The sequence below is a fragment of the Enterobacter pseudoroggenkampii genome, from assembly GCF_026420145.1.
GTDB lineage: Bacteria > Pseudomonadota > Gammaproteobacteria > Enterobacterales > Enterobacteriaceae > Enterobacter > Enterobacter pseudoroggenkampii.
Genome location: NZ_JAPMLV010000005.1, coordinates 1 through 14,760, shown reverse-complemented (window position 1 = coordinate 14,760; position 14,760 = coordinate 1). Strand labels below are relative to the sequence as shown.

Genomic DNA, 14,760 nt, shown 5'->3' with positions numbered 1-14,760 from the left:
CGTCTATGTTAAGGGTCTACCACTCAAATCGTCTGGATGTGCTGGAAGCACTGATGGAGTTTATCGTTGAGCGCGAGCGGCTTGACGATCCTTTTGAGCCTGAAATGGTGCTGGTGCAGAGCACCGGTATGGCACAGTGGCTGCAAATGTCGCTTTCCCGTAAATTTGGCATAGCCGCGAATATTGATTTCCCGCTGCCCGCGAGCTTTATCTGGGAGATGTTTGTCCGCGTGTTGCCGGATATCCCGGAGCAGAGCGCCTTCAACAAACAGGCCATGAGCTGGAAGCTGATGGCGCTGCTGCCGGACATGCTGCAGCGTGATGAATTCACCATGCTGCGCCACTACCTCAATGACGATACCGACAAGCGGAAGCTTTTCCAGCTGGCATCGCGCACCGCCGATCTTTATGACCAATACCTTGTTTACCGTTCTGACTGGTTAATTCGTTGGGAAGCGGGCGAGTTGGTTGAAGGCCTGCCGGAGGCGCAAATATGGCAGGCCCCGCTGTGGAAAGCGCTGGTAGAGCATACGGAGAAACTGGGCCAGCCTAAGTGGCACCGTGCCAATCTCTACGAGCGGTTTATCTCGATACTTGAAAATGCGTCGGAGCGCCCGGCCCGACTGCCGTCACGCGTTTTTATCTGCGGAATATCCGCATTACCCCCTGTCTATCTAAAGGCGTTGAATGCGCTGGGTAAACATATTGATATTCATATTTTGTTTACCAACCCATGCCGACAATACTGGGGGGATATCCTCGACGAACGCTGGCTTGCCCGGCTGGTGAGCCGCCAAAGAAAGCGCCTTTTTGAAGAACGTGCCGTCCCGCTGTTTAAAGATGGCTCCACTGCCGGGCAGCTTTTCGATGAAGACGGTATCCAGAACCTGCCCAATCCGCTGCTTGCCTCATGGGGAAAGCTGGGGCGTGACTACATTCATATGCTTTCAGACATCACGTCCTCAGGGGAAGGTGACGTGGATGCCTTTGTTGAGATCGCCCCGGACAGCCTGCTGCATAATATTCAGTTAGATATTCTGGATCTGGAAAACCGTGCCGTCATGGGCGTGACGGCGAACGAGTTCGAACGCAGCGATAATAAGCGAAAACTGGATCCTGACGATCGCAGCGTCACGATCCACGTTTGCCACAGCCCGCAGCGTGAGGTCGAAGTGCTTCACGACCAGTTGCTGGCGATGCTGCAGGAGAACCCCGATCTGACGCCACGCGATATCGTGGTGATGGTGGCGGATATCGACAGCTACAGTCCCTTTATTCAGGCCGTCTTTGGCAGCGCGACGGGCGAGCGATACCTGCCTTACGCGATCTCTGACCGTCGTGCCCGTCAGTCGCATCCGGTATTGCAGGCGTTTATCACTCTTCTGTCACTGCCGGATAGCCGGTTTATCTCCGAAGATGTCCTGGCATTGCTGGATGTTCCCGTGCTGGCTGCACGCTTCAACATCAATGAAGAGGGCCTGCGCTACCTTCGTCAGTGGGTGAATGAGTCTGGCGTTCGCTGGGGGATCGATGACGATAACGTTCAGGAGTTCGAGCTTCCCCCAACCGGGCAGCACACCTGGCGATTTGGCCTGACGCGTATGCTGCTGGGCTACGCCATGGAGAGCAGCCAGGGCGAGTGGAATGAGGTGCTGCCTTACGATGAGTCCAGCGGGTTAATTGCTGAACTGGTGGGGCATTTAGCGTCGCTATTAATGCAGCTTAACCGCTGGCGATATGCGCTGTTGCAGCCGCGTCCACTTGAAGAATGGCTCCCGGTTTGCAGGGCGTTGCTTAATGATTTCTTCCTGCCGGACAATGACACCGAAGCGGCCATGGCGCTCATTGAAACCCAGTGGCAGGCAATCATCGACGAAGGCGTGAATTCCCACTATCAGGAGGCCATCCCGCTGTCGCTGTTGCGGGATGAGCTGACGCAGCGGCTTGACCAGGAGCGAATCAGCCAGCGTTTCCTGGCGGGGCCTGTCAATATCTGCACCCTGATGCCCATGCGCTCTATCCCGTTCAGGGTGGTCTGCCTGCTTGGCATGAACGACGGTGTGTATCCGCGCGCGCTGCCGCCGCTGGGGTTCGACCTGATGAGCGCAAACCCAAAACGGGGCGATCGTAGCCGCCGTGATGATGACCGCTACCTCTTCCTTGAAGCGCTCATTTCCGCTCAGAGTAAGCTCTATATCAGCTATATCGGTCGTTCCATTCAGGACAACAGCGAGCGTTTCCCTTCTGTACTGGTGCAGGAGCTGGTGGACTATATCGGCCAGAGCCACTACCTGCCGGGAGATGAAGCGCGCAACTGCGATGAAAGCGAGCAGAGGGTGAAAGCCCATATCACCTGTTTCCACAGCCGCATGCCGTTTGATCCGGTGAACTATATTGCCAGCGAGCGCCAGAGCTATGCACAGGAGTGGCTACCGGCGGCGAAAAAAGAGGGAAGTGCGCATACCGATTTCATTCAGGAACTTGATCCGCGCCCAATCGACACTCTGACCTTCGAACAGCTTCAGCGGTTTTGGGCGCATCCGGTGCGCGCCTTCTTTCAGCAACGACTGCAGGTCAACTTCCGCTCTGAAGAGAGCGAAATTCCTGAGGCAGAGCCGTTTACGCTGGAAGGTCTGGAACGCTACCAGTTAAACCTGCAGCTGCTGAATGCGCTGGTTGAAGAGGAAGATGCGGACAAGCTTTACCGTCGCTACCGCGCTGCGGGTCAGCTGCCCTACGGCGCGTTCGGGGAAATTGTCTGGGAGGCGCAGTGCCAGGAGATGACCGCTCTGGCGGAGCGCGTGAGAGCGTGCCGACAGCCGGGGAAAAGTATTGAAATCGATCTCAACTGCAACGGGGTACAGCTCACGGGCTGGTTAACCCAGGTTCAGCCGGACGGGCTGCTGCGCTGGCGGCCCTCCATGCTGAGCGTTTCGCAGGGATTGCAACTCTGGCTGGAACATCTTGTCTACAGTGCGGGTGGGCATAAAGGCGAAAGCCGGATTTTCGTGCGCAAAGAGGGCGAATGGCGCTTCCCGCCGATGGAAGCCGAGCAGGCGTTAGGTTATCTCTCTTTGTACATTGAGGGCTACCGTCAGGGAATGAACAAACCGCTCCTGTTACTGCCGGAAAGTGGCGGGGCGTGGATAAAAGCCTGTTATGACGCGCAGAATGATGCGATGTTAACGGATGAGGCTTCGCTGCAGAAAGCACGCAGTAAATTTATGCAGGCCTATGAAGGCAACATGATGGTGCGTGGCGAAGGTGAAGATGTCTGGTATCAGCGCTTATGGCGAACCCTTGAGCCAGAGTACTTCGAGGCTATCACGGAAGAGGCGCAGCGCTACCTGCTGCCGTTGTTTAAATTTAATCAGTCCTGAGCGCTGTATAAAAATTGCGCAGCATGGGGTGTTCATTTATGATGCACTTCTTATCACGGACTGATGTACCCAATAAAGAGATGTTGGCGTGTCCAGCACGCAATGTGTTAATGATGTAGCCGTGATAAAGAGGTAGCACCTTGTTTAAAGCGTTTGTTTTGTTTTTCGCCCTCTGGGTACCCGTCACTCAGGCAGACTCCGGTTGGCAACCCGTTCAGGAAACTATTCGTAAAAGCGAAAAAGATACCCGTCAATATCAGGCTATTCGTCTTGATAACGGCATGACCGTACTGCTGGTTTCCGATCCGCAGGCGGTGAAATCCCTTTCGGCATTAGTGGTGCCGGTTGGATCGCTGGAAGATCCTGACGCTCATCCTGGTCTTGCGCACTATCTGGAACATATGACGCTGATGGGGTCAAAAAAATACCCGCAGCCAGATAGCCTGTCCGAATTTTTGAAAATGCATGGCGGCAGCCACAATGCCAGCACGGCACCGTACCGCACGGCCTTTTATCTTGAAGTCGAAAATGATGCGCTGGAAGGGGCGGTCGATCGCCTTGCTGATTCCATCGCCGCCCCGTTGCTGGATAAAAAATATGCCGATCGTGAACGCAATGCGGTGAATGCCGAGCTGACCATGGCCCGCACGCGAGACGGTATGCGCATGGCCCAGGTCAGTGCCGAAACCATCAACCCTGCACACCCGGGTTCGCGTTTCTCCGGCGGTAACCTTGAGACGTTAAGCGACAAACCGAACAGCCCGGTGCTGGATGCCCTGCACGCGTTTCGCGATAAATACTACTCCGCCAACCTGATGAAAGCGGTCATCTACAGCAATAAACCGTTGCCGGAGCTGGCAGACATGGCGGCTAAAACGTTTGGCCGGGTGCCGAATAAAAATATCGACCTGCCGCAAATAAACGTCCCGGTGGTTACGGACGCGCAAAAAGGCATCGTTATCCACTACGTGCCGGCGCTGCCGCGCAAAGTGCTGCGCGTGGAATTCCGCATCGATAACAACACCGCGCAGTTTCGCAGTAAAACCGATGAGCTGGTGACCTACCTGATAGGTAACCGTAGCCCGGGTACGCTTTCTGACTGGCTGCAAAAACAGGGGCTGGTGGAAGGTATTCGCGCCGACTCCGATCCGGTTGTGAACGGCAATAGCGGCGTGCTGGCGATCTCCGCCACCCTGACCGACAAAGGACAGGCCAACCGTGATGAAGTCGTGGCGGCTATCTTCAGCTACCTCGCTTTACTGCGCGAGAAAGGCGTCGATAAGCGCTATTTTGATGAACTTGCCCACGTGCTGGATCTCGATTTCCGTTACCCGTCCATCACCCGCGACATGGATTACGTTGAGTGGCTGGCGGATACCATGATCCGCGTGCCGGTGGAACATACCCTCGATGCGGTAAATATTGCCGACCGGTATGACGCCGGGGCGGTAAAATCCCGCCTGGCGATGATGACGCCGGAGAATGCCCGCATCTGGTTCATCAGCCCGAACGAACCGCATAACAAGACGGCGTACTTTGTCGATGCCCCTTATCAGGTAGATAAAATCAGCGCACAGACCTTCGCCGACTGGCAGAAAAAGGCCGGGGAGATTGCGTTGAAGCTGCCGGAGCTGAACCCCTATATTCCGGATGACTTCTCGCTGACCAAAACGACTAAAGATTACCCGCACCCGGCGCTGATCATTGATGAGCCAACGCTGCGCGTCGTGTATACCCCAAGCCGCTATTTCGCCAGCGAGCCAAAGGCCGATGTCAGCGTGGTGCTGCGTAATCCAAAAGCGATGAACAGCGCCAAAAATCAGGTGATGTTCGCGCTCAATGATTATCTCGCCGGGATTGCGCTCGATCAGCTCAGCAACCAGGCGGCCGTGGGCGGCATCAGCTTCTCCACCAACGCCAACAACGGTTTGATGCTCAATGCAAACGGCTATACCCAGCGTTTGCCTCAGCTGTTCCAGGCACTGCTGGAAGGGTATTTCAGCTACACGCCGACGGAAGAGCAGCTTGAGCAGGCCAAATCGTGGTACGCCCAGATGATGGATTCTGCGGAGAAGGGCAAAGCTTACGATCTGGCGCTTATGCCGGCGCAAATGCTGTCGCAGGTTCCTTATTTCCAGCGAGAAGACCGCCGCGCGCTGCTGCCTTCGATCTCCTTAAAAGACGTGCTGGCGTACCGTGACGCGCTGAAAACCAACACGCGCCCGGAGTTCCTGATCGTCGGCAACATGAGTGAGGATCAGGCCAAAACCCTGGCGGAGAATGTGCGCACTCAGCTCGGTTCGAAAGGCGACGAGTGGTGCCGCAACCAGGACGTGCTGGTTGAGAAAAAGCAGAATGTGATTTTTGAAAAGACGGGTAACAGCACGGATTCTGCGCTGGCCGCGGTCTTTGTGCCAACGGGGTATGATGAATTCGCCAGCTCAGCGCAGAGCGCCGTGCTGGGACAAATTATTCAGCCGTGGTTCTATAACCAGTTACGCACAGAAGAGCAGCTTGGCTACGCGGTATTTGCCTTCTCCATGAACGTCGGCCGACAGTGGGGGCTGGGCTTCCTGCTGCAAAGCAGCGACAAACAGCCGGCGTATCTCTGGCAGCGTTACCAGGCCTTCTTCCCGCAGGTGGAAGCAAAGCTGCGCGCGATGAAGCCGGAAGAGTTTGCTCAGATCCAGCAGGCCGTCATCGCGCAGGTAATGCAGCCGCCGCAGACGCTGGGTGAAGAAGCCTCGCAGCTGAGCAAAGATTTCGATCGCGGTAATCTGAATTTTGATTCGCGTGATAAAGTAGTGGCCGAGATAAAACAGCTGACGCCGCAGAAGGTTGCCGACTTCTTCCATCAGGCGGTCATTAAGCCGCAGGGTATCACCATCCTGTCCCAGGTTTCCGGTAGCCAGAACGGGAAAACGGAGTACGTGAACCCGAAAGGCTGGAAAGTCTGGAAAAGCGTCAGCGCGCTGCAGCAATCTATGCCCTGGAGTAAGAAAGAATGACCGGTACCGCTGAGTCCCTTGATCCCTTACGTTTACCTCTGCAGGGTGAACGATTGATTGAAGCCTCAGCGGGAACGGGAAAAACCTTCACCATCGCCGCCCTTTATCTGCGTCTGCTGCTGGGGCTTGGCGGCAACGCCGCTTTTCCACGCCCTTTGAGCGTGGAAGAGCTGCTGGTGGTGACCTTCACCGAGGCTGCTACCGCTGAGCTGCGGGGCCGTATTCGTACCAATATCCACGAGCTGCGCATCGCCTGTCTGCGTCAGAGCACGAATAACCCTCTCTACGCGAGTCTTCTGGAAGAGATTGCCGATAAGCAACAGGCAGCACAGTGGCTGCTCCTCGCCGAACGGCAGATGGATGAAGCGTCCGTCTTCACCATTCACGGTTTTTGCCAGCGCATGCTGAGCCTGAATGCGTTTGAATCCGGCATGCTGTTTGAGCAGCAGCTTATTGAAGATGAATCCGTGCTTCGCTATCAGGCCTGCGCGGATTTCTGGCGTCGCCATTGCTACCCGTTACCGCGCGATATCGCCGAAGCCGTACACGCGTTGTGGAAGGGCCCGGAGGCGCTGCTGCGCGCTATCGATCGTTATCTGCAGGGGGAAGCGCCAGTCATCAAATCCCCGCCGCCGGCAGATGAAACGCTGGCCTCACGGCATGAAAAAATCATCGCGCAGATTGCCGACATCAAGCAAAAATGGCTTGAGTCCGTTGGCGAGATTGACGCAATCATCGAAAATTCCGGGATTGACCGACGCAAGTTTAACCGTGGCAATCAGGGGAAATGGATCGACAAGATCGGCGCATGGGCGCAGGAAGAGACGCGAGGCTACCAGCTCCCGGACGCGCTGGAGAAATTCTCCCAACGTTTCCTGGTTGAGCGGACCAAAGCCGACGGCATTGTCCCTGAGCATCCCCTGTTTGTGGCGATTGAATCCCTGCTGGCGGAGCCCTTAACGCTCAACGATCTGATGATTACCCGCGCCATGACGGAAATTCGCGAAGCCGTCGCGCGTGAGAAACGCCGCCGGGGTGAACTGGGTTTCGACGATATGCTGAGCCGCCTTGATGCGGCGCTGTGCAGTGAAAACGGTGAAGCGCTTGCCGCCGCGATCCGCACCCGTTTCCCGGTGGCGATGATCGACGAATTTCAGGATACCGACCCGCAGCAGTACCGCATTTTCCGCCGTATCTGGCGCCAGCAGCCCGACACCGCGCTGCTGCTAATCGGCGATCCGAAACAGGCTATCTACGCCTTCCGCGGTGCGGATATTTTCACCTACATGAAAGCCCGCAGCGAGGTTGACGCGCACTACACGCTCGATACCAACTGGCGCTCCTCTCCCGGCATGGTGGAAAGCGTCAACGGGCTCTTCAGCCGCATGGATACGGCGTTTATGTTCCGGGAGATCCCGTTTCAGCCGGTAAAGTTTGCCGAGAAAAATGCCTCGTTGCGCTTCGAGTTCAACGGCGAGACGCAGCCTGCCATGAACTTCTGGCTGCTGGATGGGGAAGGCTGCGGCGTTGCCGACTATCAAAATGCCATGGCCCAGCACTGTGCCGCGCAAATCCGTGACTGGCTCAGTGCGGGCGCGCGCGGTGACGCGCTGCTGTGGAAGGGGGATAAACCCACTCCGGTAAAGGCATCGGATATTACGGTACTGGTGCGTAGCCGTCAGGAGGCCGCGCTCATCCGCGACGCCCTGACGTTACTGAATATCCCCTCCGTCTACCTCTCAAACCGCGACAGCGTCTTTGAAACGCTGGAAGCGCAGGAGATGCTATGGCTGCTGCAGGCCGTGCTGGCCCCGGAGCGGGAAAGCACGCTGCGCAGCGCACTGGCGAGCGCGATGCTCGGGCTGAACGCGCGGGATATTGATGCGCTCAACAATGACGAAGCCGCATGGGATGCCGTGGTCGAAGAGTTTGTTCGCTACCGCGAAAAATGGCAGAAGCGCGGGGTAATGGCAATGGTGCGCGAGCTCATGGCGCAGCGCCACATTGCTGAGAATATGCTGGCGACAGCAGGCGGCGAGCGCCGTTTGACCGATATTTTACATATCAGCGAACTGTTGCAGGAAGCGGGTACGCAGCTGGAGAGCGAGCACGCTCTGGTGCGCTGGCTGGCGCAGCAGATTGCCGATCCGAACAGCAATTCGTCCAGCCAGCAGATGCGCCTCGAGAGTGATAAACATCTGGTGCAGATCGTCACCATTCACAAATCAAAAGGCCTGGAATATCCGCTGGTCTGGCTGCCGTTTATTGCCAATTACCGCGTGCAGGATCAGGCCTTTTACCACGATCGCGAATCGTTTGAGGCGGTGCTCGATCTCAGCAACGCGGAGTCCAGCGTTGAGCTGGCAGAGGCCGAACGTCTGGCGGAAGATTTACGCCTGCTCTACGTAGCGCTGACCCGTTCGGTCTGGCACTGCAGCCTGGGCGTTGCGCCTCTGTTCCGGCGTCGGGGCGAAAAGAGCGGGGAGAGCGATTTTCATCTGAGCGCGCTGGGGCGGCTTATTCAGCAGGGTGAACCCAAAGACGCGGCGGGCCTGCGCCAGTGCATCGAATCCCTTTGCACTGAGCATGTTGCCCTGCATATTCCTTCGCTGCCCGACAACAGCCGCTGGCAGATGCCGGAGCTGCGTGATTCAGCGCTCCATGCCCGCCAGGTTGTGCGTACGATAGCCGACGACTGGCGCGTCACCAGCTACTCCGGTTTACAACAGCACGGGCAGAGTATCGCTCAGGATCTGATGCCAAAACTGGACGTGGATGCCGCGGGGGCCGGTAGCGTACCCGTTGAGCCGGTGCTCACGCCGCACCAGTTCCCGCGCGGCGCTTCTCCAGGCACGTTTTTGCACAGCCTGTTTGAAGAGCTGGATTTTACCCAGCCGGTTTCCGAAGAGTGGGTGCTGAAGATGTTACAGAGCGGTGGTTACGACGCGCATTGGCAGCCGGTTCTCACCGACTGGATCCGCGCGGTTCTGCATGCTCCGCTCACCGCGCAGGGGATCTCGCTTAGCCAGTTGACTACCAAAGATAAGCAGGTGGAGATGGAGTTTTATCTCCCCATCGCCAGCCCGCTCAGGGCAGAGGCGCTTGATGCGGTGATCCGCGAGTACGATCCGTTATCCGCCGGGTGCCCGCCGCTGAACTTCCGCCAGGTGCAGGGGATGCTCAAAGGTTTTATCGACCTGGTTTTCCGCCACGAAGGGCGCTACTACCTGCTGGATTACAAATCGAACTGGCTGGGTGAAAGCAGCGAAGCCTACACGCAAGACGCGATGGCCGCGGCCATGCAGATGCATCGCTACGATCTGCAGTACCAGCTTTATACCCTGGCGCTGCACCGTTACCTGCGCCATCGCATGGCTGATTACCGCTACGAAGCGCATTTTGGCGGCGTAATTTACCTGTTCCTGCGCGGAGTGGATGCTAACGACCCGCGTTCCGGCGTCTTTAGCACGCGTCCGGCTGCGGAACTGATTGAAAAAATGGATAACCTGTTTGCTGCAGGCACGGAGGAGGTGGCATGACGATGCAGGCGCTACTGCTGGACGCGGTTGAACAACGATTACTGCGCCACCTGGATGTGCAGTTCGCCATGATGGTGGCAGGTGAGGAGCCTGCCGTCATGCTTGCCGCCGCCATTCTGAGCAAAGACGCGGGGGAGGGGCACGTGTGTCTGCCGCTGTCGCGTCTGGCGGTGGATGAGAAGATGCCTCCGGTTTTACAGGCGTGCTTCGCGCTGCTGGGTGACGCAGTGGACTGGCAGGAGATACTACTCGGCTCGCCTGCCGTGAGCGGAGCCGATACCGGGACGCCGATGATCCTTGTCGGCGAGCGTTTGTATCTTAATCGGCTCTGGCGTAACGAACTGACGGTAGCGCGCTTTTTCAGCGAGACCAACGCCCCGCTTCCCTGCGATGAAACGCAGCTGCGGCAAACGCTGGATACGCTGTTCACCTCTGACGACGAGACAGACTGGCAGAAAGTGGCGGCTGCCGTGGCCTTAACGCGACGGATCTCGGTGATTTCTGGCGGCCCGGGTACCGGGAAAACGACCACCGTGGCAAAACTGCTTGCCGCGTTGATTCAGTTATCGGGTGAGCAAAAGTGCCGTATTCGCCTGGCGGCCCCCACCGGTAAAGCGGCGGCACGTCTGACGGAATCGTTAGGCGGCGCGCTGCAAAAGCTGCCGCTAACCGGGGAGCAGCTTGCGCTTTTCCCCAATGAGGCCAGCACGCTGCACCGTTTGCTTGGCGCACAGCCGGGTAGCCAGCGTCTGCGCTATCATGCCGGTAATCCGCTGCACCTTGACGTGCTGGTGGTGGATGAAGCCTCAATGATTGACCTGACGATGATGTCGCGTTTGATCGATGCGCTACCGCCGCACGCGCGCGTCATTTTCCTCGGCGATCGTGACCAGCTTGCCTCCGTGGAGGCGGGGGCGGTACTGGGTGATATCTGCACCTATGCCAGCCTGGGATATACAGCTGAACGCGCTCAGGAGTTAGCCCGTCTCACCGGATGCTCGCTCACCTCTGAAAACCATTCGCTAGCAGGGGCGCTGCGCGACAGCCTGTGTCTGCTGCAAAAAAGCTACCGTTTCGGCAGCGACTCCGGCATCGGCCAGCTTGCGGCAGCGGTGAACCGGGGCGACCGGCGCGCCACCACGGCGGTATTTGACGGAACCTTTACGGATATTGAGAAAAAATCGCTGCAAAGCGCGGAAGAGTATCAGGCGATGCTTGACGACGCCCTGCAGGGGTACCAGCGCTTTCTGACGGACGTACAACAGCAAAGTACGCCGGAGCAGGTCATTGCCGCGTTTGGCGAATATCAGTTGCTCTGTGCGCTGAGGGAAGGCCCCTTTGGTGTCCGGGGTCTTAACGACAGGCTGGAACAGCTGCTGGCGCAAAAACGCAAAATTAACCGTACCCCGCACTCGCGCTGGTATGAAGGGCGACCGGTGATGATCTCCCGTAACGACAGCGCGCTGGGATTGTTTAACGGGGATATCGGGATTGCGCTCGACTGCGGTCAGGGACTGCGCGTCTGGTTCCAGATGCCGGACGGGAGCGTGAAGTCTTTCCAGCCCAGCCGTTTGCCCGAGCATGAAACCGCCTGGGCGATGACGGTGCATAAATCCCAGGGCTCCGAATTTAACCACGCGGCGCTGATCCTGCCCACGCAGCTTTCCCCCGTCATTACCCGCGAGCTGATCTATACCGCCATAACGCGCGCGCGTCAGCGCCTGTCGCTGTATACCGATGAACGCGTGCTGGTGCAGGCGATTGCCACCTGTACGGAACGTCGAAGCGGGCTGGGCGCGATATTTGAGTCCCTCTGAACGAAAGCCCTCGCCGGACGGTGAGGGCGTCGTATTATCCCAGGTCAGCCATCAGTACTTTTGAGCGGCGCTGATAGTTGTACATCTCTTTCTTCGTCTCCGGCAGAGAATCGATATCCACCGGCGTAAACCCGCGCTCCTGGAACCAGTGAATGCTGCGCGTCGTCAGGACGAACAGCTTGCTCAGCCCCATCTGGCGCGCCTGTGCCGCCACGCGCTCAAGCAGCATTTCACCGCGAGAAGAGCTGCGGTAATCAGGATGCACTGCCACGCAGGCCATTTCACCGATCTTCTCTTCCGGGAACGGATAGAGCGCGGCGCAGGCGATGGTCAGGTTATCGCGCTGAATAATGGTGAATTTGTCGATCTCCATCTCCAGCTGTTCGCGTGAGCGACGCACCAGAATACCCTGCTGTTCCAGCGGGCGGATCAGTTCCAGAATGCCGCCGATATCGTTGATGGTGGCGCGGCGGATCTGCTCCGCACTCTCCATCACAATCTGTGTACCAATACCGTCGCGGGAGAACAGCTCCTGCAGCAATGCCCCGTCTTCCTGATAGCTGATCAGGTGGCTGCGGCGCACGCCGCTGCGGCAGGCCTTCACGGCGCCACGCAGGAAGCGGACGGTGCCGGAGTGGTAATCGCCTTCGGCTTCCAGCGCCTCCACGCGGGCCTGGGCTTCGTTCGGGAAGAGTTCCGGCACGATTGTTCCTTCATCGTTCACCACGCCCTGGGAGGAGCAGAACCCAATCATTTTTTCCGCCTTCAGCTTGATCGCCAACTGCGTGGCGATCTCTTCAGACGTCAGGTTAAAGCTTTCGCCCGTTACAGAGACAGCGACCGGGCCCATCAGCACGATGGCACCGCTGTCCAGCTGGCGATGAATGGCTTCTTCATCAATACGACGAATACGGCCGCTGTGACAGTAATCCACGCCATCGTCCACGCCAAGCGGCTGGGCAATGATGAAGTTGCCGCTCACGACGTTGATATGCGCCCCCTGCAGCGGCGTGTTGTTCAGGCTCATGGACAGGCGAGCGGTAATATCCAGCTGCAGCAGGCCCGCCGCCTGTTTCACCAGCTCAAGGGTTTTGGCATCGGTGACGCGGGTATGTTTGTGGTAAATCGGCTCGTGGTGGTGAGCGGCCAGGTTGGCGTCGATCTGTGGACGCGCGCCATACACCACCACCAGGCGGATCCCCAGGCTGTGCAGCAGGCCAATGTCATTGACGATGCTGGAAAAATTTTCATGCTCAATGGCTTCGCCGCCAAGCATGATGACAAACGTTTTTCCCCGATGGGCGTTGATATAGGGAACAGAATGGCGGAATCCCTGGACCAGTTCGGTTCTACGTTCCTTCACCATGGCACAACCCTTAATGAATGTTTATTCGTAATTTCTGTATTTTTATTCGATTGTGGTCGCGTGTGCAAGCGCAAATTTTCCGCGACCCACAGAAATTGGTAAGTAATCCGTGCGTTAGCGTATGATTGTTTACCCTTTTATAGATGACAGTTTATGCGTCATTCGTTAAAGTTTTCGGTCAATCTGGACATTTTGTATATCAGTCAGTGTTCTTGCTCGGGAGAAGCATGTCGGGATCCAATTCAGCAATAAGCCGCCGCCGTTTGTTAAAAGGGGCCGGGGCAATGTGGTTGCTTAGCGTCAGTCAGGTCGGTCTTGCCGCCACCAGCCAGGTCGTGGCGGTGCGCGTCTGGCCATCGTCGACCTATACGCGCGTGACGGTCGAATCCAATCGCGTGCTGAAATATAAGCAATTTGCCCTCAGCAACCCGGAGCGTGTGGTGGTGGATCTCGAAGGCGTTAACCTCAACTCCGTGCTGAAAGGAATGGCGGCGCAGATCCGCGGTGACGATCCGTTTATTAAATCGGCGCGCGTCGGGCAATTTGATCCGCAAACCGTGCGCATGGTGTTTGAACTGAAGCAGAACGTTAAGCCGCAGCTATTTGCCCTGGCGCCTGTTGCGACCTTCAAAGAGCGCCTGGTGATGGATCTCTACCCGGCCAATGCGACGGATATTCAGGATCCGCTTCTTGCCCTGCTGGAGGATTACAACAAGGGCGATTTGGAGCGTCAGGTGCCCCCTGCGCAAAGCGGTCCGCAGCCGGGGAAAGCAGGGCGCGATCGTCCGATTGTGATCATGCTCGATCCAGGCCACGGTGGCGAAGACTCTGGCGCGGTGGGGAAATACCGTACGCGTGAAAAAGACGTGGTGCTGCAAATTGCGCGCCGCCTGAAAGCGTTGATTGATAAAGAAGGCAATATGCGCGCCTATATGACGCGTAATGAGGATGTCTTCATTCCGCTGAAGGTCCGGGTGGCGAAAGCGCAGAAGCAGCGTGCCGATTTGTTCGTGTCGATCCATGCGGATGCGTTTACCAGCCGTCAGCCAAGCGGCTCGTCGGTGTTTGCGCTCTCGACCAAAGGCGCGACCAGTACCGCCGCGAGATACCTTGCGGATACCCAGAACGCCTCTGACTTAATTGGTGGCGTGGGCAAAAGCGGCGATCGCTACGTCGACCACACCATGTTTGATATGGTGCAGTCGCTGACCATTAACGACAGCCTGAAGTTTGGTAAAGCGGTGCTGGGCAAGCTGGGCAACATCAATAAGCTGCATAAAAACAGCGTTGAACAGGCCGGGTTTGCGGTACTCAAGGCGCCGGATATCCCGTCCATTCTGGTAGAAACCGCGTTTATCAGTAACGTGGAAGAGGAGCGTAAGCTCAAGACGGCAAAATTCCAGCAGGAGGTGGCGGAGTCGATTCTGGCAGGGATTCGTGCGTATTTCTCTGACGGGGCGACGCTGGCGCGGCGCGGGTAGATCTTTTGGCCGGGTTCACGCCCGGCAAATTCACAAACGACAGATACAAAAAAACACCCTTAAGGGTGTTTATTGTTTTAGAAGTGTTGGTTGCGGGGGCCGGATTTGAACCGACGACCTTCGGGTTATGAGCCCGACGAGCTACCAGGCTGCTCCACCCCGCGTCCGT

At 57.3% G+C, this 14,760-nt stretch carries 6 protein-coding genes and 1 tRNA gene; 5 read left to right on the top strand and 2 right to left on the bottom strand.

All coding sequences use genetic code 11. From position 1 onward, the window contains the following. Positions 1-5 precede the first annotated feature (5 nt). The 4 genes from recC to recD all read left to right on the top strand — a co-directional run bounded on the left by recC (position 6) and on the right by recD (position 11,744). The gene (gene recC, locus OTG14_RS18350) at positions 6-3,380 is read left to right on the top strand and encodes an exodeoxyribonuclease V subunit gamma (RefSeq protein WP_267215566.1); all 3,375 of its coding nucleotides are present in this window, start codon (positions 6-8) and stop codon (positions 3,378-3,380) included. A gap of 140 nt (positions 3,381-3,520) precedes the next feature. Further along, positions 3,521-6,388, top strand: coding sequence for a pitrilysin (gene ptrA / locus OTG14_RS18345; protein WP_248272360.1), 2,868 nt, complete (start codon positions 3,521-3,523; stop codon positions 6,386-6,388). Then, on the top strand, positions 6,385-9,927 hold the full coding sequence (gene recB / locus OTG14_RS18340; RefSeq protein ID WP_267215565.1) for an exodeoxyribonuclease V subunit beta: 3,543 nt from the start codon (positions 6,385-6,387) through the stop codon (positions 9,925-9,927). Before ptrA ends, recB begins: the two co-directional genes overlap by 4 nt. Next, a complete protein-coding gene (gene recD / locus OTG14_RS18335) occupies positions 9,924-11,744 on the top strand; it encodes an exodeoxyribonuclease V subunit alpha (protein ID WP_267215564.1) in 1,821 nt (606 codons plus the stop codon). Before recB ends, recD begins: the two co-directional genes overlap by 4 nt. 34 nt (positions 11,745-11,778) lie before the next feature. Here the strand turns inward: recD and argA are convergent, their stop codons facing one another. Continuing rightward, positions 11,779-13,110 (bottom strand): amino-acid N-acetyltransferase, encoded by a 1,332-nt coding sequence (gene argA / locus OTG14_RS18330; RefSeq protein WP_008499655.1) that lies wholly within the window; start codon positions 13,108-13,110, stop codon positions 11,779-11,781. A 227-nt stretch (positions 13,111-13,337) separates the two neighbouring features. Here argA and amiC point away from each other — a divergent pair, with 227 nt between their 5' ends. Then, positions 13,338-14,591 (top strand): N-acetylmuramoyl-L-alanine amidase AmiC, encoded by a 1,254-nt coding sequence (amiC, locus tag OTG14_RS18325; protein WP_032648118.1) that lies wholly within the window; start codon positions 13,338-13,340, stop codon positions 14,589-14,591. Between the two features lie 87 nt (positions 14,592-14,678). Here amiC and OTG14_RS18320 read toward each other — a convergent pair. Next, positions 14,679-14,755 (bottom strand) — tRNA-Met (locus OTG14_RS18320). Positions 14,756-14,760: the final 5 nt, after the last annotated feature.

What these genes read in the sequence shown, in the direction of transcription:
- recD (WP_267215564.1), top strand. Translation starts at nt 9,924, where the DNA reads ATGACGATGCAGGCGCTACTGCTGGACGCGGTTGAACAACGATTACTG.
- argA (WP_008499655.1), bottom strand. Translation starts at nt 13,110, where the DNA reads ATGGTGAAGGAACGTAGAACCGAACTGGTCCAGGGATTCCGCCATTCT.
- recC (WP_267215566.1), top strand. Translation starts at nt 6, where the DNA reads ATGTTAAGGGTCTACCACTCAAATCGTCTGGATGTGCTGGAAGCACTG.
- amiC (WP_032648118.1), top strand. Translation starts at nt 13,338, where the DNA reads ATGTCGGGATCCAATTCAGCAATAAGCCGCCGCCGTTTGTTAAAAGGG.
- recB (WP_267215565.1), top strand. Translation starts at nt 6,385, where the DNA reads ATGACCGGTACCGCTGAGTCCCTTGATCCCTTACGTTTACCTCTGCAG.